Source organism: Microvirga terrae, assembly GCF_013307435.2.
Lineage (GTDB): Bacteria > Pseudomonadota > Alphaproteobacteria > Rhizobiales > Beijerinckiaceae > Microvirga > Microvirga terrae.
Genome location: NZ_CP102845.1, coordinates 4036400 through 4054807, shown reverse-complemented (window position 1 = coordinate 4054807; position 18408 = coordinate 4036400). Strand labels below are relative to the sequence as shown.

The 18408-nt window shown below is 66.7% G+C and carries 16 protein-coding genes; 10 read left to right on the top strand and 6 right to left on the bottom strand.

What is annotated here, in order from left to right; all coding sequences use genetic code 11:
* Positions 1 to 132 precede the first annotated feature (132 nt).
* From HPT29_RS19045 to acuI, 4 genes are all read left to right on the top strand, one after another.
* The gene (locus HPT29_RS19045; RefSeq protein ID WP_259060176.1) at positions 133 to 1338 is read left to right on the top strand and encodes a cell wall hydrolase; all 1206 of its coding nucleotides are present in this window, start codon (positions 133 to 135) and stop codon (positions 1336 to 1338) included.
* Positions 1339 to 1426: 88 nt separating this feature from the next.
* Positions 1427 to 2857, top strand: coding sequence for a M10 family metallopeptidase C-terminal domain-containing protein (locus HPT29_RS19040; RefSeq protein WP_173946737.1), 1431 nt, complete (start codon positions 1427 to 1429; stop codon positions 2855 to 2857).
* A gap of 142 nt (positions 2858 to 2999) precedes the next feature.
* Positions 3000 to 4241: an MFS transporter gene (locus HPT29_RS19035; protein WP_173946736.1), complete on the top strand. Its 1242-nt coding sequence runs from the start codon at positions 3000 to 3002 to the stop codon at positions 4239 to 4241.
* A gap of 85 nt (positions 4242 to 4326) precedes the next feature.
* Positions 4327 to 5313 (top strand): acrylyl-CoA reductase (NADPH), encoded by a 987-nt coding sequence (gene acuI / locus HPT29_RS19030; RefSeq protein WP_173946735.1) that lies wholly within the window; start codon positions 4327 to 4329, stop codon positions 5311 to 5313.
* On the opposite strand, the gene HPT29_RS19025 is transcribed toward acuI, so the two are convergent.
* The gene (locus tag HPT29_RS19025) at positions 5310 to 6257 is read right to left on the bottom strand and encodes a LysR family transcriptional regulator (RefSeq protein ID WP_173946734.1); all 948 of its coding nucleotides are present in this window, start codon (positions 6255 to 6257) and stop codon (positions 5310 to 5312) included. The two genes, acuI and HPT29_RS19025, sit on opposite strands and share 4 nt — an antisense overlap.
* 171 nt (positions 6258 to 6428) lie before the next feature.
* Between HPT29_RS19025 and wrbA the strand changes: the two genes are divergently transcribed.
* Positions 6429 to 7031, top strand: coding sequence for an NAD(P)H:quinone oxidoreductase (gene wrbA, locus HPT29_RS19020; protein ID WP_173946733.1), 603 nt, complete (start codon positions 6429 to 6431; stop codon positions 7029 to 7031).
* A 74-nt stretch (positions 7032 to 7105) separates the two neighbouring features.
* Here wrbA and HPT29_RS19015 read toward each other — a convergent pair whose 3' ends face one another.
* Positions 7106 to 8077, bottom strand: a complete 972-nt coding sequence (locus HPT29_RS19015) for an L-threonylcarbamoyladenylate synthase (RefSeq protein WP_173946732.1) — start codon at positions 8075 to 8077, stop codon at positions 7106 to 7108.
* A 138-nt stretch (positions 8078 to 8215) separates the two neighbouring features.
* Here HPT29_RS19015 and HPT29_RS19010 point away from each other — a divergent pair, with 138 nt between their 5' ends.
* From HPT29_RS19010 to HPT29_RS18995, 4 genes are all read left to right on the top strand, one after another.
* Positions 8216 to 9994 carry an acyl-CoA dehydrogenase family protein gene (locus tag HPT29_RS19010; RefSeq protein WP_173946731.1) on the top strand — a complete coding sequence of 593 codons (1779 nt, stop codon included), beginning with the start codon at positions 8216 to 8218 and terminating at the stop codon, positions 9992 to 9994.
* 4 nt (positions 9995 to 9998) lie between these two features.
* Positions 9999 to 10850 (top strand): SDR family oxidoreductase, encoded by an 852-nt coding sequence (locus HPT29_RS19005; RefSeq protein WP_173946730.1) that lies wholly within the window; start codon positions 9999 to 10001, stop codon positions 10848 to 10850.
* A 249-nt stretch (positions 10851 to 11099) separates the two neighbouring features.
* Positions 11100 to 12095 (top strand): magnesium transporter CorA family protein, encoded by a 996-nt coding sequence (locus tag HPT29_RS19000; RefSeq protein ID WP_173946729.1) that lies wholly within the window; start codon positions 11100 to 11102, stop codon positions 12093 to 12095.
* Positions 12096 to 12104: 9 nt separating this feature from the next.
* Positions 12105 to 12854: an SOS response-associated peptidase gene (locus tag HPT29_RS18995; RefSeq protein ID WP_173946728.1), complete on the top strand. Its 750-nt coding sequence runs from the start codon at positions 12105 to 12107 to the stop codon at positions 12852 to 12854.
* Between the two features lie 262 nt (positions 12855 to 13116).
* Here the strand turns inward: HPT29_RS18995 and HPT29_RS18990 are convergent, their stop codons facing one another.
* Together HPT29_RS18990 and HPT29_RS18985 are read right to left on the bottom strand one after the other, a co-directional pair.
* Positions 13117 to 14367 (bottom strand): class I SAM-dependent RNA methyltransferase, encoded by a 1251-nt coding sequence (locus HPT29_RS18990; protein ID WP_173946727.1) that lies wholly within the window; start codon positions 14365 to 14367, stop codon positions 13117 to 13119.
* On the bottom strand, positions 14360 to 15088 hold the full coding sequence (locus HPT29_RS18985; protein ID WP_173946726.1) for a TlyA family RNA methyltransferase: 729 nt from the start codon (positions 15086 to 15088) through the stop codon (positions 14360 to 14362). Before HPT29_RS18985 ends, HPT29_RS18990 begins: the two co-directional genes overlap by 8 nt.
* 105 nt (positions 15089 to 15193) lie before the next feature.
* On the opposite strand from HPT29_RS18985, the gene HPT29_RS18980 reads away from it, so the two are divergent.
* Complete coding sequence (locus tag HPT29_RS18980) at positions 15194 to 15907, top strand: superoxide dismutase (RefSeq protein WP_247654597.1); 714 nt, start codon at positions 15194 to 15196, stop codon at positions 15905 to 15907.
* 212 nt (positions 15908 to 16119) lie between these two features.
* Here the strand turns inward: HPT29_RS18980 and dxs are convergent, their stop codons facing one another.
* Both dxs and HPT29_RS18970 read right to left on the bottom strand, forming a co-directional pair.
* Entirely contained in the window at positions 16120 to 18027 is a 1908-nt protein-coding gene (gene dxs / locus HPT29_RS18975; RefSeq protein WP_173946725.1) for a 1-deoxy-D-xylulose-5-phosphate synthase, read from the bottom strand.
* A gap of 102 nt (positions 18028 to 18129) precedes the next feature.
* Complete coding sequence (locus HPT29_RS18970; RefSeq protein ID WP_009764792.1) at positions 18130 to 18378, bottom strand: exodeoxyribonuclease VII small subunit; 249 nt, start codon at positions 18376 to 18378, stop codon at positions 18130 to 18132.
* Positions 18379 to 18408 lie beyond the last annotated feature (30 nt).

Below are 18408 nucleotides of genomic sequence, written 5' to 3'. Positions count from 1 at the left end.
CTCGCCTTAACCACCCATCAACCTTAACCCGCGATAACTTTACGACATCGGAGCCCTCCTGCTGGATGCTCCGGATTGTTCACGAGTTTTTGCAGGGTGTTGCGCGTGCGTCTTCCGTATCGTCGATCTCGGGTGAAATGGATCTGCGCCACCACGGCTCCCTGGGCGCTGGCCACCGGATTGCTGATCTCGTTTACCGCATCGGCCAGCAACGATCTCCATTCCGGCGTGAGCTTCACGCCGCGCAGCGCTACCGCCCGCCTCGTCGACACCGCGCTCATCCCGCCCACCGGCGCCTCGATCGCCGACGGAAAGCTCGGAATCGAGCGCGATGTTCTCCGCACCCTTCCGCGCTATGACCTCCCGGACGAGGCTGCCGATTCCGCGCCTCTCAAGGCCGACAGGAAAGCCGATGCGGGTCCCGATGCCCTCGTGGACCGCTCCCTGAAGGGCAATCCCCTGGTGGCGCCGCACGCCACCCTGTCCCGTCGCGCGAGACAATTGCGCTCGACCCTCGATCAGATGGGCAGCACCCGGCTGCTCTACAGCCGCGACGAGCGGCTTCTGCCGCCGACCGTCCTCATGGAAGGCCAACTCGAGGCTCCGGAGACGGAGCAGGCCTTCGAGCCCTGGGAGGCGCCCGAATACACCACGACGCGTCAAGCCACGTCCGTCCAGTCCCCGGCCGCGGCGGCCGCGGGCTCGACCGGGGCTGCAGCGAGCCCGACCACCCCCATGGTCAAGCGCGCGACCGCCCTGTCTTCGACGACGCCGGCCCCGGTCGAAGCAACGCCCATCGAGATCGCAGCCGCCCCCGTGTCCCTGCAATCCCCGCGTCTCGACCGCGGCGGCTATGGGGACCTGTCCATCCTGCCCAAGAGCGACGATCCGGATCGTCCCCGCTATGCCGACCTGATCGATCCGGACAACACGAGCAAGGAGCAGCGCTGCCTCGCCGAGGCCGTCTATTTCGAGGCCCGCAGCGAGCCCGTCGAAGGGCAGGCGGCCGTGGCCCAGGTGGTTCTCAACCGTGTGAAGAGCGGGCTTTACCCGTCCAGCATCTGCGGCGTGGTCTATCAGAACCGGCATCGTCATCTCGCCTGCCAGTTCACCTTCGCCTGCGAGGGCAAGGCCCTGCGCATCCGCGACACCGAGTCCTGGGAGCGCGCCAAGAGCGTCGCGAGCGCCGTGCTCGAGGGCAAGACCTACCTGGCCGATGTGGGCGCGGCGACCCATTACCACGCCGACTATGTCCGGCCCTACTGGGCCCGCCGCCTGAAGAAAATGGACGTGATCGGGCGGCACATCTTCTATAAGCTCAAGCCCGGTCAGACCTGAGAAAAACCTTGCTCGTGCGCTTCGGCACTTCACCGAGTGTAACAAAGTCCTATCAAGACTCAGGCGCGGCATTGAAGGCGGGGAAGTCGTGGCAAGCATTCGAAATTCCGTTCCGGGTACCGGCTATGGCAATGCCTATGTCGATGCGCTGGTCTGGGGAGGAACGGCCTGGAACACCGCGAGCGGGTCCATCAAGATCTGGTTCGGCCAAAACGGCGATTTCGCGGCGGCGAGCGCCGTCCACGGCCCCAGCGACATCCTGACGAGCGGTCTTTCGACCCGGAATTGGACAAAGGCCGAGAAGGCGGTCTTCGACTATGCGATCCAGGTTTATGAAAGCGTCTGCGGGTTGAAATTCGAACTCGCCGGCTCCGCCGCGGAGGCCAACGTCGTCTGGTGGAAGATGCCGCTGGACGGCAGCACGCTCGGATTGCACGAGGTGCCCGACAAGAACCAGATCTGGGGATATTTCGACCCGACGATGCCCTCATGGAACTGGATGAATTTCGGCGGTGACGGCCTCAACACCGTCCTGCACGAGTTCGGCCACGGCATGGGCCTGGCTCATCCGCATGACGGCGGAACGGGCGCGGATGCGACGACCTTTCCGGGCGTGACGGATTCCGGCACCCTCGGGCCGAACGGCCTGAACCAGGGTATCTGGACGGTCATGTCCTACAATCCCGGTTGGGGGCAGGCCGGGTACGACCTGTCCTACGGCAATCAGGCCGGGCTCGGCGCCTTCGACATCGCGGCCTTGCAGGCGCTCTACGGAAAGAACATGGAAACCGGCCAGGGGAGCAACGTCTACGCGCTGCCGACCCTGAATCCGACTGTCGACGAGCAGGGGTGGTACTGTCTCTGGGACGCCGGCGGACTGGACACGATCACCGCCGCCCGAGCACTCGATGGTGTCGTCATCGATCTTCGCGCCGCGACCCTGGAGCCGGGAGATTCCCATGCGGGCGGCTTCATCTCCCGAGAGAAGGGCGTTGCCGGCGGCTATACGATCGCCAACGGCGTAACGATCGAGAATGCCACCGGCGGACGCTTCGCCGACAGGCTTCAGGGCAATTCGGCCGGAAACGTGCTGCGCGGCGCCGACGGCGCCGACACCCTCGCCGGCGGAAGCGGCGACGACATCCTTTTTGGCGGCGCGGGCAGCGACAGGCTCTCGGGCGGCGCGGGTTACGACGTCTTCGTGTTCGACACCAGAACCAGCCGGGACAAGAACGTCGACCGGATCGACGACTTCAACCCGGCCTACGATTCGATCAGGCTCGAGAACAAGATCTACACCGCACTGGGCTCCGGCAGCGCATCCAAGCCGGCGGCCTTCAAGGCAGACATGTTCATTCGGGCCAAGAAGGCGCAGGATCTCGAGGATCGGGTCATCTACGACGCGAAGTCCGGCGCGCTCTCCTACGATGCCGATGGCTCGGGTGCCGGCGCCCCGATGAAATTTGCCACTCTTGGGAAAAATCTGAAGCTCAACCACCACGACTTCTTTGTAGTCTAGGGGATTGCGGAGCAAATCGGAGCCGGATTTCTGCAGGTATCCATCACAAAGCCTCATACCAAAGCCTACAAACTTTCAATGTTGCCGGCGGACGACTTGGGCTAGTCTGCGCACCCCTGCCTTCCCTCAAAGGGCCGTGAGCATGTCCGCTTCCCCCGCTCGAACCCGCGTCTCGCCGGAAGTCATCGTCGTCGCCGGCTGCCTGATCGCCCTGATCACCTTCGGCCCGCGCGCGTCCTCCGGCCTGTTCCAACTGCCCATGATCACGGAATACGGTTGGGGACGAGACACCTTCGGCTTCGCCATTGCGATCCAGAATCTGCTCTGGGGACTGGGCCAGCCCTTCGCCGGCGCCGTGGCGGACCGGTTCGGAGCCTTCCGGGTGCTCTGCGCCGGCGCGCTCCTCTACGCGCTCGGCCTCGTCGCCATGGCCTATGCCTCCACGCCGGGCATGCTGCATCTCGGGGCCGGCGTCCTCATCGGCTTCGGCCTGTCCGGCTGCTCGTTCAATCTGGTGCTTGGCGCCTTCGGCAAGCTTCTGCCGGAGCAATGGCGGCCGATGGCCTTTGGCGCGGGAACGGCGGCCGGCTCATTCGGCCAGTTCCTGTTCCCGCCGATCGGGAACGTGCTGATCGACTCGCTGGGCTGGCATCAGGCCCTGCTTGTCTTCGCCGCGAGCGTGCTTCTCGTCATGCCGCTCGCCGTCGCGCTCGCCACGCGTCCGACCGGCGACGCGGCTCCGTCCGGAGCGGCGGCCGTTCCGAACCAGTCGATCAAGCAGGCGCTGACGGAAGCGTTCCGACATCGCTCCTACGTGCTCCTGGTGCTCGGCTTCTTCACGTGCGGCTTCCAACTCGCCTTCATCACGGTGCACCTGCCGGCCTATCTCAAGGATGCGGGCCTCTCGGCGGCCGTCGGCGGATGGACGCTCGCGGTCATCGGCTTGGCCAATGCGGTCGGCTCCCTCGGATCGGGCTGGCTGTCCACCCGCATGTCGAAGCGCTGGCTGCTCGCCTGGATCTATCTCGGCCGCTCGGTGGCGATTGCGGCCTTCATCCTGGTCCCGGCCTCCCCCTTGACGTCGATCCTGTTCGGCATCTCCATCGGCCTGCTCTGGCTCTCCACTGTGCCACCCACGTCCTCCCTCGTGATGCTGATGTTCGGCACCCGCTACATGGCCATGCTCTACGGCTTCGCGTTCTTCTCGCATCAGGTCGGCGGCTTCCTCGGGGTCTGGCTCGGCGGGCTTCTCTACGAGATCAACGGCAATTACAGTGCCGTCTGGTGGCTGTCGGTCCTGCTCGGCCTCGCCTCCGCGCTGATCAACCTGCCGATCAAGGAACAACCTGTTGAGCGCGGGCCCGCCCTGCAGCCGGCGGAATAAGCCGGCCTCTGCTGCGAAGGGCTAAAGCCTTTCCCCTTGCCCTGATCCTCGGTCGCGCCAAAAGATGGTCGTGGGAGGATTCGGCATGAGCACGTTCAGGGCCGTCGTCATCGACAAGAATGAATCAGGTCAGAATGTCGGGATCCGCACGTTCGACGAGACGGATCTCATGGACGGCGACGTGACCGTACGCGTCTCGCACTCGACTCTGAACTACAAGGACGGTCTTGCGATCACCGGCAAGGCCCCGGTGGTACGCCGCTTTCCCATGATTCCCGGCGTCGATCTCGCGGGTGTCGTCGAGGCTTCCTCGAATCCCGAATTCAAGTCCGGCGACGCGGTCGTCCTCAACGGCTGGGGCCTGGGCGAGACCCATCTCGGAGCGTATGCGGAGAAGGTGCGGGTGAAGGGCGACTGGCTGATCCCGCTGCCGCAGGGTCTGTCGGCGGAGCAGGCTATGGCGGTGGGGACCGCAGGCTACACGGCGATGCTGTGCCTGATGGCCCTGGAGCGACATGGACTGCGTCCCGATCAGGGGCCCGCCATCGTCACGGGCGCCGTCGGAGGCGTCGGCTCGGTCGCCGTGGCGCTTCTCGCCAACGCGGGTTGGCATGTGATCGCCTCGACCGGCCGACCGAAGGAAGCTGATTACCTGAAAGGTCTCGGCGCGGCCGAGATCCTCGACCGGAGCGAGCTCGCGGGTTCCGGCCGGCCTCTCGCCAAGGAGCGCTGGGCGGCCGGAATCGACACGGTCGGGTCCACGACGCTCGCCAACCTCCTGTCGATGACGAAGTATGGCGGCGCGATCGCCGCCTGCGGCCTTGCGGGCGGAATGGATCTGACGGCGACCGTCGCGCCTTTCATCCTGCGCAACGTGGCGCTCCTGGGGGTCGATTCGGTGATGGCTCCGAAAGCCCTGCGCATGGAGGCCTGGAACCGGATCGCCCGGGAACTCGACCACGACAAACTCGCCGCCATGACCACGGTGATCCCGCTCGATCAGGTGTTGGAGGCCGGCCGTGAGATCGTCGAGGGCCGGATCAAGGGCCGGGTGGTGGTGCAAATCGCTTAAGCGACGGGAGCGGGCGCCGAAGCCTTCCTCCCGGCGCCCTCGATCCATTTCTTCTGCTTGGCGATCTCGGCAGCCATGAAATCCATGAAGGCGCGCACGCGCGCCGATTGGCGCAGGTCCGGGTGGGTCAGGAGCCACAGGCCCGCGGCGAAATCCGGATTGATGTCGGAGAGCCGGACGAGATCGGGGTTCGAATCCGCGATGAAACAGGGCAGGGGGCCGATGCCGGTTCCGGCCTGGACGGACTCGGCGAGGCCAAGAACCGTGTTGACCTTGTAGACGATGTTTTCCGGCGCCACGTGCTCGCGCACGAAGCGGGCGGCCTTCAGGGCGGCCAGATTGTCGCCCAGAGCCACCCAATGCCGGTTGAACAGGTCGGTCAGGCTGACGTCGTCGGGACCGCGAACGTCGGGGAAATCCTCCACCCGTCCGTAGACCGCCCAGGCGATTGTCGCCACGCGCCGCCCAACGAGGGTCTCCGGCGGATCGTCGGTGGCGCGAATCGCCACGTCCGCGTCGCGCTTCGACAGGTTCAGGGCCTGATTGGCGAGCACCACGTCGAGCCGCATCTCGGGGCAGGCTGTGATAAAACGGGCGAAGATTGGGGTCAGGAGATGGACGAGCAGCGTGTCGTTGGTCGTGACCCGCAATTCTCCTGTAGGCGCCACGGCCTGTCCGGCGAGCTTGCGCGTGAAGGCGGTGACGTTCTCGTCCATCTGCTCGGCAAGCGCCGACATCTCCTCCCCGGCAGGCGTGAGGACATAGCCGGTCCGGTGACGCTCGAAGAGCTTGACCCCGAGATTGTCTTCCATCTGGCCGAGCCTACGGAAAACTGTCGAATGGTTGACCCCGAGTCGCTCCGCGGCGCCGGCCAGGCCATTGGCCTCGGCGATGATCTTCACGAGCCTGAAATCGTCCCAGTCGAGATGCTGCTGTTTGGTCATCGGTTTTGCATTCGCGCAAGAGAGACCCTGCAAATCTAACACTGGTTTTGCAGTTGGGAAAGATTATCCTCCACGACGTTCAACAACAGCAGGCGATGCAACTCCGGCCCGATGGAATCCGCGACCGGACGCCGACCGCTCTGCGCCTCGTTTCAACCGATCGGAGTTCACATGACCAAGGTTCTGGTTCTGTATTATTCGTCCTGGGGTCACATCGAGCAGATGGCCTATGCGGCCGCCGAAGGCGCCCGCGAGACCGGCGCCGAGGTCGTGGTGAAGCGCGTCCCGGAGCTTGTTCCTGCCGAGGTGGCTCAGGCTGCTCATTACAAGACCGATCAGAAGGCTCCCATCGCGACCGTCGAGGAACTGCCGGACTACGATGCCATCATCATCGGCACGCCGACCCGCTACGGCACCATGACGGCGCAGATGAAGAACTTCCTCGATCAGACCGGCGGCCTGTGGGCCCAGGGCAAGCTGATCGGCAAAGTCGGCTCGGTCTTCACCTCCACGGCGACCCAGCACGGCGGCCAGGAGGCCACCATCCTCACCACGCTGCCGGTGCTCCTGCACCACGGCATGGTGGTGGTCGGACTGCCCTATTCGTTCCAGGGCCAGATGGGCGTCGACCAGATCCGCGGCGGCTCGCCCTACGGCGCCTCCACGATCGCGGCCGGCGACGGCTCGCGCCAGCCGAGCGAGATCGACCTCGACGGCGCCCGCTTCCAGGGCCGCCACGTGGCTCAGATCGCCGCGAAGCTCGCCGCGAAGTAACCGACCCTCCCACGTCATCACCGGCCTCGTGCCGGTGATGACGGGTCACGGTTCGATGGGTCTTTCCGAACGCCTCACCGCTCCGCAGCGGCGCGCCTCAGGCGGTCGTTGATGGCCTCGCCCAGGCCGGTCTCCGGAACGGGACTGACCGCGATCGTCCCGGCACCCGACGCGTCGAGTTGCCGGAGATGGGAAAACAGATGAGCGGCGGCCTCCACGAGGTCGCCGCTTTTGCTGAGGTTCAGCGCCGATGGGGCCGCCTCGATGCCCCGCGGCGCGTCAGGGCCGAACAGCAGCGCGGCCTCGCCCGGCAGAAGGCTTTCCGCGTTCAGCCGCACCTGCGCCCGCGGCGCGTAGTGGGATGCCAGCATGCCGGGCGCGAGCGGGCTGGAGCCTGCCTCCGGCGCGCCTTCGAGCCGTCTGCCGATCAGCGCCTCAATGGCCTCTCGCGGCACGCCACCCGGCCGGAGCAGGCGCGGCACGCCTCCCAGGCACGACACGATGGTCGATTCGACGCCGACCCGCGACGCTCCCCCGTCGAGCACCGCATCGATGCGTCCGTCGAGATCCCCCAGGACATGGTCGGCATCGGTCGGGCTCACGCGGCCCGAGCGGTTCGCCGAGGGCGCGGCGACCGGCCGTCCCGTCCGTTCCAGAAGAGCATGGGCGAGCGGATGAGCCGGAACGCGCAGGCCGACGCTGTCGAGACCGGCGCGAGCGAGATCCGAGACGGTGCAGGTCGGCGCCACGGGCACCACCAGGGTCAGGGGACCGGGCCAGAAGGCCTCCGCGAGGCGCGTCGCCGTGGCGTCGAACATCCCCTGGCTTCTGGCGGCTTCGAAGCTGGCCAGATGGGAGATCAGGGGATTGAAGCTCGGCCGCTCCTTGGCCGTGTAGATGCCCGCGACCGCCTCCGCGTGCGTTGCATCGGCACCCAGGCCGTAAACCGTCTCGGTCGGAAAGGCCACGAGACCTCCGCCGCGCAGGAGGGCGGCGGCCTCGGCGAGACCCGCCGCATCGGCGGTCAGACGCATCGTTTGGCGCATTGACCCGTGATCGTTCACGTCTAAACTATCCTTCGTCCGGAAGGCCTGTGCCTTGCGGGATTTGCCCTTGCCGGGCGGGTTTAATGGCGCGAGAACTCGCGTCAACATGAAAAGCCCACGTATCGAGAGGAAACGTTGATGACCTACCGCGCGCCTGTCCCGGACATCGTCTTCATCATGCGGCACGTGGCGGGCCTCGACCGAGCCGTGGCCGACGGCCTCTACGGCGATCTCTCGGCCGATCTGGCCGAGACCATCCTGGACGAGGCGGGCCGCTTCGCCAACGATGTGATCGCGCCGCTCAACCGCGAGGGCGACCGGGTCGGCGCGACTTTCAAGGACGGCCAGGTGACCACCGCGCCGGGCTGGAGGCAGGCCTACCGGGCCTGGACGGAAGCCGGATGGAATGCGCTACCAGGTCCGGTGGAATATGGCGGGCAGGGTCTGCCGACTCTGCTCAACTCGGCCTGCGTCGAGATGTGGAACGCCGCCTCCATGGCCTTCGGCATCGGGCCTGTGCTCACCATGGGGGCCATCGAGGCGCTCGCGTCCCATGCCACCGACGACCTGAAGAGCCGCTATCTCGAGAAACTGGTCTCCGGGGAGTGGACCGCGACCATGAACCTGACCGAGCCGCAGGCGGGATCGGACCTCGCGGCCCTGCGCTCCCGCGCGGAGCCCGCGGGCGACGGCAGCTATCGCATCACGGGCCAGAAGATCTTCATCACCTACGGCGAGCACGACCTCACCGACAACATCGTCCACCTCGTTCTCGCGCGGCTGCCCGACGCGCCGGCCGGGACGCGCGGCATCTCGCTCTTCCTGGTGCCGAAATTTCTGCCCGACGGCACGCGCAACGACGTGCGCTGCCATTCCATCGAGCACAAGCTCGGCATCCATGCCTCGCCCACCTGCACGATGATCTTCGGCGACCATGGCGGCGCCGTCGGGTGGCTCGTCGGCGAGGAGAATCGCGGCCTGGCCTGCATGTTCACGATGATGAACAACGCCCGCCTGGCGGTCGGCCTGCAGGGTGTGGCGATCGCCGAGCGCGCCTATCAGCAGGCCCTGTCCTATGCCAACGAGCGCAGGCAGGGACGGGCAATCGGGGCCGCTGAGAGCATGAGCCCGATCGCCGTGCACCCGGACGTGCAGCGCAACCTGCTGACCATGAAGGCGCTGACCGCCGCCGCGCGGGCCATCTGCTACATGACCGCGGAGGCGATCGACCGCGCCCATCTCGAACAGGATCCCGCACGGCGGAAGAAGGCCAACGAGCGCGCCTCCCTGCTCACCCCGGTGGCCAAGGCCTTCTCGACCGATATCGGCGCCGAGGTGGCGTCGCTCGGCGTCCAGGTCCATGGCGGCATGGGCTTCATCGAGGAGACGGGGGCGGCCCAGCACTTCCGCGACGCGCGCATCGCGCCGATCTACGAGGGCACCAACGGCATCCAGGCCATCGATCTCGTCACGCGCAAGCTGCCGCTGTCCGGCGGCGAGACCGTGCGGGCGCAGATCGCCTCCATGCGGGCCACCGTGGCGCGGCTTTCGAAGGAGTCGACGCCCGCCTTCGGGGCGACCGCGCCGCGCCTGCGCGACGCCGTCGAGAGCCTCGACCGGGCCACGGGCTATCTCCTGAAGGCCGTCTCCTCCAACGCCCAGGGCGAGGCGCTGGCCGGCGCGACCCCTTACCTGCGCCTCTTCGCGCTGGCCCAGGGCGGCGCGGGCCTGGCCGAATTGGCGCTCGCCGCCCAGGCGCAGGCGGCGGCGGGCGACGGGGATCCGGCCCATGCGGGCCGCATCGCGCTCTGCCGCTTCTTCGCCGAGAACATCGCCGTCGGGGCGAAAGGACTGGAGGACACGGTCATGGGCGGGGCGGGCTTCCTGCAGGATGCAACCCTGGCGCTGGCGAGCTGAGATCATGAGCCTGCAAGGAAAGACCCTCTTCATCACCGGCGCCTCGCGGGGCATCGGTCTTGCCATCGGCCTTCGCGCCGCCCGGGACGGGGCGAACGTGGTCATCGCGGCCAAGACCGCCGAGCCGCACCCGAAGCTTCCCGGCACCATCTACACGGCCGCCGAGGAGATCGAGGCGGCGGGCGGCAGGGCGCTGCCGCTCGTGGTCGACGTGCGCGACGAGGACGCCGTGAAGGGCGCCATCGACACCACGGTCGCGACCTTCGGCGGCCTCGACATCGTGGTCAACAACGCCAGCGCCATCAGCCTCACGCCGACGCCGCAGACCGACATGAAGCGCTTCGATCTGATGCACCAGATCAACACGCGCGGCACCTACATGGTGTCGAAATACGCCATTCCGCATCTGGAAAAAGCCGAGAATCCCCATATCCTGATGCTGTCGCCGCCCCTCGACATGAGCGAGAAGTGGTTCGCGCCGCATCTCGCCTACAGCATCGCCAAATACGGCATGAGCCTTTGCGTGCTGGGACTGGCGGGCGAGCTGCGGGGCAGGGGAATCGCCGTGAACGCGCTCTGGCCGCGCACGACCATCGCGACGAGCGCGGTCAAGAACCTTCTCGGCGGCGACGCGCTCGTTCAGGCGAGCCGCACCCCGGAGATTCTCGCGGATGCCGCCCATGCGGTCTTCCAGAAACCCGCGAAGAGCTTCTCGGGCCATTTCCTCATCGACGACGTGTTCCTGTCAGGCGAGGGCGTGACCGATTTCGAGAAGTACCGAGTCGATCCGAGCCAGCCGCTCGCGCCGGACTTCTTCGTGCCCGACGACACGCCGCCCCTGTCATCGTTGGGTTAGGGAAATCCGCTTCACTCCGCCCAGGAGTGCCACCCTCGACGTCATGGCCGGGCTTGTCCCGGCCATCCCGATGGTGTGAAGCGCCGCGCCTTACGGATCGGGATCACCGGCACAAGGCCGGTGATGACGTGGTGGATGGATCGTGGGCGACCAGGAATGACAGGGGGTTCGCGTGAGAGTACAAAGCCTGCGTCGAGCTGACATGACTGGGATGCCACAAAGGCAAGTTCCAGAAGGGCAAGTACGCGTATGATCGTGATTCACAGGCCGGCGCAGATGAAGGGCCCGATGGGCGAGTCCCTCGACCGCGAGGTTCTTCCGCCCGGCGATCCCATCCCTCCCGACGCCCTGTGGATCGACCTGATCGATCCGTCCAAGGAGGAGGACAGGCTTGTCGAGGCCCATCTCAGCATCGAGATCCCGACCAAGGAGGAAATGGCCGACATCGAGCCGTCCGAGATCCTCTATCACGAGAACAACGCCCGCTACATGACGGCGCGCGTCCTGTGCAGCTCGGACACCGACAACCCGAAGCTGATCGACGTGTCGTTCATCCTGACCGAGAAGGCGCTGGTCACCGTGCGCTACGGAGAGCCGCGCTCCTTCAGCATGTTCATGGCGCGCGCCGTGAAGCCCGGCGGATGCCGGCACCAGCCCGAAGCGGTGCTCGACGGCCTGCTCGAAACCATCATCGACCGCGCGGCCGAGATCCTGGGGACGGTAGGATCGCGCATCGACCGCCTCTCGCAGGCGATCTTCGAGAACGAGAAGCAGGGCACCCGTCGCGCCGCCTCCTATCGCTTCGCCCTGCGGTCCATCGGCCGCAAGGGCGACATCATCTCGAACGTGCGCGAGAGCATGGTGTCGGTGGAGCGCATGCTGCTGTTCCTGTCAGCCAGCATGCCGCGGCCGCAGAAGACGGCGGGCTACCAGTCGGAATGGCGCACTGCGCTTCGCGACGTGCAGTCCATCGAGGAGCACGCGACCTTTCTCTCCAGCAAGGTGCAGTTCCTGCTCGATGCGACGCTCGGCTTCGTCACCATGGAGCAGAACGACATCATCAAGATCTTCTCGGTCATGTCGGTGATCTTCCTGCCACCCACCCTGGTCTCGTCGCTCTACGGCATGAACTTCAAGATCATGCCGGAACTCGACTGGGAGTTCGGCTATCCCTGGGCGATCGGCCTGATGGTGCTCGCCGCCGTGCTGCCCTATCTGTTCTTCCGCTGGAAGCGGTGGCTTTAGGAGAGTGCCATGTGCGGGCGCTACGCGATCACGCTCCCTCCCGAGACCTATCGGGATTTCTTCGGCTATTCCGAGCAGCCGAACTTTCCTCCGCGCTACAACGTGGCTCCCACCCAGCCCGTGCCGATCGTGCTGGAGGACCGGGGCGAGCGGCATTTCATGCTGGTGCGCTGGGGCTTCCTGCCGTCCCGGGTGAAGGATCCCAAGGATTTCCCGCTCGTCATCAACGCGCGCGGCGAGACGCTGCAGACGAAGCCGACCTTCAAGGCGGCGTTGAAGCGCCGGCGCTGCATCTTCCTCGCGGATGCCTTTTATGAATGGCGGCGGGACGGGCGTGAGAAGACCCCGTTCATGATCCGCCCGCGCAGCCGCAGGCCCATGCCGCTGGCAGGCCTGTGGGAGACCTACACGAGCCCGGACGGAGCCGAGATCGACACCGCCGCGATCGTGACGACGGATGCCAACGGCACCCTGTCGGCCGTGCACGACCGCATGCCGGTGATCCTGTCGGATCAGGACATCGCCGCCTGGCTCGACGTGCGCGACGAGCGCGCCGACGTGATGGGCCTCGTACGCCCCTGTCCGGACGACTGGCTCGACCTGATGCCGGTCTCCAGCCGCGTGAACAAGGTCGAGAACGACGATCCCGGCCTGATGGAGCCGCTGACGCGGCCCGAACCGGCACCGGTCCCGGAGAGGAAGCCAAAGGCGAAGAAGCCGCTCTCCAGCGACGAGGACGAGCAGGGCAGCTTGTTCTAACGGTCTTTCCATCCACCGGCTGTCATGGCCGGGCCTGTCCCGGCCATCCCGATCCGAAAGGCGCGGCGCCTCTCACATCGGGATCACCAGCACGAGGCCGGTGACGACGTGGAGGGTGAGTATCCAGTTCGGCTCTGACACCCTCTCACGTCATGGCCGGGCTTGTCCCGGCCATCTCGATCGGACAAGCGCGGAGCCTCACAGGATCGGGATCACCGGCACGAGGCCGGTGATGACAGAAGGCTGAGAGCGAGCAACGGACTCACCGCCGTTTCTTCGCCACGTCGCGCCTCAGGATTCCGACCACTTCCAGATGCGGCGAATGCTTGAACTGGTCGACCGGAACCACCCGCTCGAGGCGGTAGCCCGTGCCCATCAGAATCGCGGCATCGCGCGCGAAGGTGGCGGCGTCGCAGGAGACGCTCACCACGAGCGGGACCTTCGACAGGGCGAGCTGTTTGGCCTGCGCTTCCGCGCCCGCGCGCGGCGGATCGAGCACCACGGCGTCGAAGGCGTTGAGCTCAGGCGTCAGCAGGGGCCGGCGGAAGAGATCGCGCGCCTCGGTCGTGACGCGGCGCAGACCGGGCGTCGCCCGGGCGGCCTTGTCGAGGGCCGTCATGGCGCCCTTGTCGAATTCCACCGCGTGGACGTCGGCCCTTTCAGCGAGCCGTAGCGAGAACGGCCCTGCGCCGGCAAAGAGGTCGGCCACGCGCTTGGCGCGCGCGCAGGCCTCGGTGACCAATCCGGCCAGCGTCTCCTCGCCGAGCCGCGTGGCCTGCAGGAAGGAGCCCGCGGGCGGCACGACGGCGGCGCGGCCCATCGCGATGGCGGGAGGGCGGCGCTCCACGATCACGTCGCCATGGATCGACAGGCGCGAGAGGTCGAGGCTCGCCGCGAGATCGATGAGGCGCAGGCGCTCCGGATCCTTGAGGGGACCGAAGCCGCGCACGTCCACGTCGAAGCCGGTCTGCGTCGCGGTGATCTGAACGTCGAGCGGCTTGCGCGGTCCCTTCAGATGCTGGCCGATGGCCCTGGCGATCTCGGGCGCACGATCCTTCAGGACGGGTTCCGAGATCGGGCAGAACGCGATCTCCACGATCTGGTGACTGCGCGGGGCCATGAAGCCCACATGCATGGCGCGGTCGGGAAAGCGCACATGCAGGGTGACACGCCGGCGTCCCTCGCCATGGGCGTCGATGAGCGGCTCGACCGGCGCGTCGATGCGTGCTTGGCGTAGGGTATGGACGAGGGTCTCCTGCTTCCAGGCCTGATAGAAGCCGTGCCTCATGTGCTGCGTCGCGCAGCCGCCGCATTGGTCGAAATACGGACAGAACGGCGCCTCGCGCTCCGGCGACGGATCATCGACGGAGACGAGGCGCGCATGCGATCCCTCGCGCTCGATGGTGACGGTCTCGCCCGGCAGCACCTTCGGCACGAAGACGGACCCAGAGGACGTCTCCGCGATGCCGTCGGCCTTGGCGCCGAGGCGCCTGATGGTAACCTGTTCAGCCAATGCGGGCTCCCAACAAGAATTCACGATTGCCGTCCCCGCCCTCGATGGGCGAGGGGACGAGTCCGATCACATCGAAGCCGAGGGACGTCACGAAGGACGAGAGGTCCTCGCACACGGCGCGGTGCACCGCCTCGTCGCGCACGATGCCCTTCTTCACGTGATCGCGGCCGGCCTCGAATTGCGGCTTCACGAGGACGGCAAGCTCCGCCCGGGGCTTCAGCAGGGCGACCGCCGGCGGCAGAACGAGTTTGAGCGAGATGAAGCTCACGTCCGAGACCAGGAGATCGGCCGCCTGCGGAATGAGTGCGCGGGTCAGCGAACGGGCATCCGTGCCCTCGAAATTCGTCACCCTGGAATTGCCCACGATGGTGGGATGCAGCTGGCCATGCCCCACATCGACCGCGTAGACATGGGCCGCGCCGCGCGTCAGCAGCACCTCCGTGAAGCCCCCCGTGGAGGCGCCGACGTCGAGGCAGATCTTGTCCCTCGGGTCGATCAGGAAGGCGTCGAGCGCCGCCGCGAGCTTGACGCCGCCGCGGGACACGTAAGGGTGCGGCTGCTCGGCGGTGATGACCGCCTCCTCGGGGACCGCGTCGGACGCCCGGCGGATGACGGCGCCGTTCACGGTCACGAGCCCGGCCGCGATGGCCTCCTGGGCCCGGGCGCGGCTCATGAAGAAGCCGCGCTCCACCAGCACCACATCGGCGCGCCTGCGGGTCATCGGAGCCTCGCGTTCATCTGGATCACGATCCTTTTATGGGCAGAAACCAGGCTCGGCCCTAGAACCTCTTACGGTCACAATTCTTCAAAGGCCAACGGAGGTCCCATGCTCAGCCGCCGACATCTTCTGACAGGTGCAACCCTGCTGGCCGCCAGCGCTGCCATTCCGCGCGCCTGGGCGCAAGCCCCCTCCGGACCGTTCAAGCTCGATCCGTTACCCTACGCGCCCTCCAAGAACGAGCCGCATATCGACGCCCAGACCATGGAGATCCACCATGACAGGCACCACGCGGCCTACGTCAACAATCTCAACACGGCGCTCGCCCAGAACGCCGAGGCGGCCAAAATGCCGCTCCAGGACATGCTGGCGAACCTGAGCAAGGTCCCGGAATCGATCCGCACGGCCGTGCGCAACAACGGCGGCGGGCATGCCAACCACACGATGTTCTGGCAGATCATGGGCGGGTCGGGCGGCGAGCCCTCGGGTGAGCTCAAGGCCGCCATCGACCGCGACCTCGGCGGGTTCCAGAAATTCCAGGCCGATTTCAACACCGCCGGGGAGCGGCAGTTCGGCTCCGGCTGGGTCTTCGTCACGGTTGCCCGCGACGGCAAGCTCGCCCTGACCACCAGGCCGAACCAGGACACGCCCCTGATGGACGGGCAACGGGTCCTCATGGGCAACGACGTCTGGGAGCACGCCTATTACCTGAAATACCAGAACCGCCGGCCGGACTACCTCAAGGCCTGGTGGAACGTGCTCGACTGGAACAGGATCGGCCAGCGTTATGCTGCGGCGAAGTCGGGAACGCTGACGGTTTGATATCGAAGGACTCGCTGGTTCCCGCCACGTCATCACCGGCAGCCAACACCACCCTCTAGGTCATCACCGGGCTTGTCCCGGTGATCCCGATCCTTTGTGGCGCGGCGCTTATCCGTATCGGGATGGCCGGGACAAGCCCGGCCATGACGCAGAGGGTGTCAGGACGGGCGGAGGATGGCCGGGGCAAGCACGGCCATGACGTGGGAAAAATCCTAAGCGCTTGCCTTGCGGGTTTCTTCCCGGCCCAGGGCCTCGAACACCTTGGTGACGATCCCGGCGGAATCGAGCCCGGCCTTGGCGTACATGCGCTCGGGCTTGTCCTGGTCCTGGTAGATGTCGGGCAGGACCATGGCGCGCACCTTGAGGCTGCCTCGGTCGAGGGCGCCTCGGTCGGCGAGGAGCTGCAGCACGTAGGAGCCGAAGCCTCCGATGGAGCCCTCCTCGATGGTGACGAGAACCTCGTGGTCGCGGGCGAGCCGCAGGATCATCTCCTCGTCGAGCGGCTTGGCGAAGCGGGCATCCGCCACGGTGGTGGAGAGGCCGCGCGCCTCCAGCTCCTCGGCAGCCTTCAGGGCCTCGGACAGGCGGGTGCCGAGCGACAGGAGCGCGATCCGGCTGCCTTCCTTGACGATCCGGCCCTTGCCGATCGCGAGCGGGATTCCCTTTTCCGGCATGTCGACGCCCACGCCCTCGCCGCGGGGGTAGCGGAACGCGATCGGGCCGGAATCATGGGCGGCCGCGGTCGCCACCATGTGGACGAGCTCCGCCTCGTCGGCGGCCGCCATCACCACCATGTTGGGCAGGCAGCCGAGATAGGCGACGTCGAAGGAGCCCGCATGGGTCGGGCCGTCGGCGCCGACGAGGCCCGCCCGGTCCAGGGCGAAGCGCACGGGCAGGTTCTGGATCGCCACGTCGTGTACGACCTGGTCGTAGGCGCGCTGCAGGAAGGTGGAATAGATGGCGCAGAACGGCTTGTAGCCCTCGGTCGCCATGCCGGCCGCGAACGTGACCGCATGCTGCTCGGCGATGCCCACGTCGAAGGTGCGGGCCGGGAATTCCTTGCCGAACAGGTCGATCCCGGTGCCCGACGGCATGGCGGCCGTGACGGCCACGATCTTGTCGTCGGCCCTCGCTTCCCGGATCAGGCTCTCGCCGAACACCTTGGTGTAGGACGGAGCGTTCGCCTTGGCCTTGGTCTGCGCGCCGGTCACCACGTCGAAGGTGACCACCCCGTGATACTTGTCGGCGGCGGCTTCCGCGGGCGCGTAGCCCTTGCCCTTCTTGGTCACCACGTGGACCAGGATCGGCCCGGTCTCGGTGTCGCGCACGTTCTTGAGGATCGGCAGCAGGTGGTCGAGGTTGTGGCCGTCGATCGGCCCGACATAGTAGAAGCCGAGCTCCTCGAACATGGTGCCGCCGGTCCAGAAGCCGCGGGCGAATTCCTCGGCGCGCTGGGCCTTCTCGTAGATGAATTTCGGCAGCTTCTTGGCCAGCTGCTTGGCCGTCTCGCGGATCCCGCGATACGTGCCGCCGGAGACCAGGCGGGCGAGATAGGACGACATGGCGCCGGTGGGCGGGGCGATCGACATGTCGTTGTCGTTGAGAATGACGATGAGGCGCGAATGCATGGCGCCGGCGTTGTTCATGGCCTCGTAGGCCATGCCGGCCGACATGGCGCCGTCGCCGATCACGGCGATCACGTTGTTTGTCTTGCCCTCCAGGTCCCGCGCCACCGCCATGCCGAGGCCGGCCGAGATCGACGTGGAGGAATGGGCGGCCCCGAAGGGGTCGTACTCGCTCTCCTGGCGCTTGGTGAAGCCCGACAATCCCTCCGCCTGGCGCAGGGTGCGGATCCGGTCGCGGCGGCCCGTGAGGATCTTGTGCGGGTAGGCCTGATGGCCCACGTCCCAGATCACCCGGTCTCGGGGCGTGTCGAACACGTAGTGCAGCGCCACGGTCAGCTCGACCACGCCCAGGCCCGCGCCCAGATGTCCGCCCGTGACGGACACGGCGCTGATCGTCTCCGTCCGCAGCTCGTCCGCCACCTGCCGGAGCTGGTTTTCGTGCAGTCGACGCAGATCGTCCGGGGTCTTGATGGTGTCGAGGAGAGGTGTGGACAACGTTGTTCTCGCCAAGCTTGAAGCCGGGTGGCCGTCACCAGGAGATAGGTTCGGGAAGCACCCGGGTCAAACGCGAGGCCCCAACCTTCCTGCTCGGCCCGATTATTCCGCCACGTCCAGCGGAGCCGTGCCAGAGGCGGCGCCGTCGGGCCCGATGGTGATCTTCTCGATGCGGGCCTCGGCCTTCTTGAGGAGCTGCTCGCAATGCTTCTTCAGGGCCTCGCCGCGCTCGTAGATGGCGATCGAGTCCTCGAGGGGCACGTCGCCGCGCTCGAGACGGCGGACGATGTCCTCCAGCTCGGCCAGGGCCTTCTCGAAGGGGAGGGTCTTGATGGAGGCGGTGTCGGTCATGCGGATATCCGTCAAATCTCTGTCCTGGCC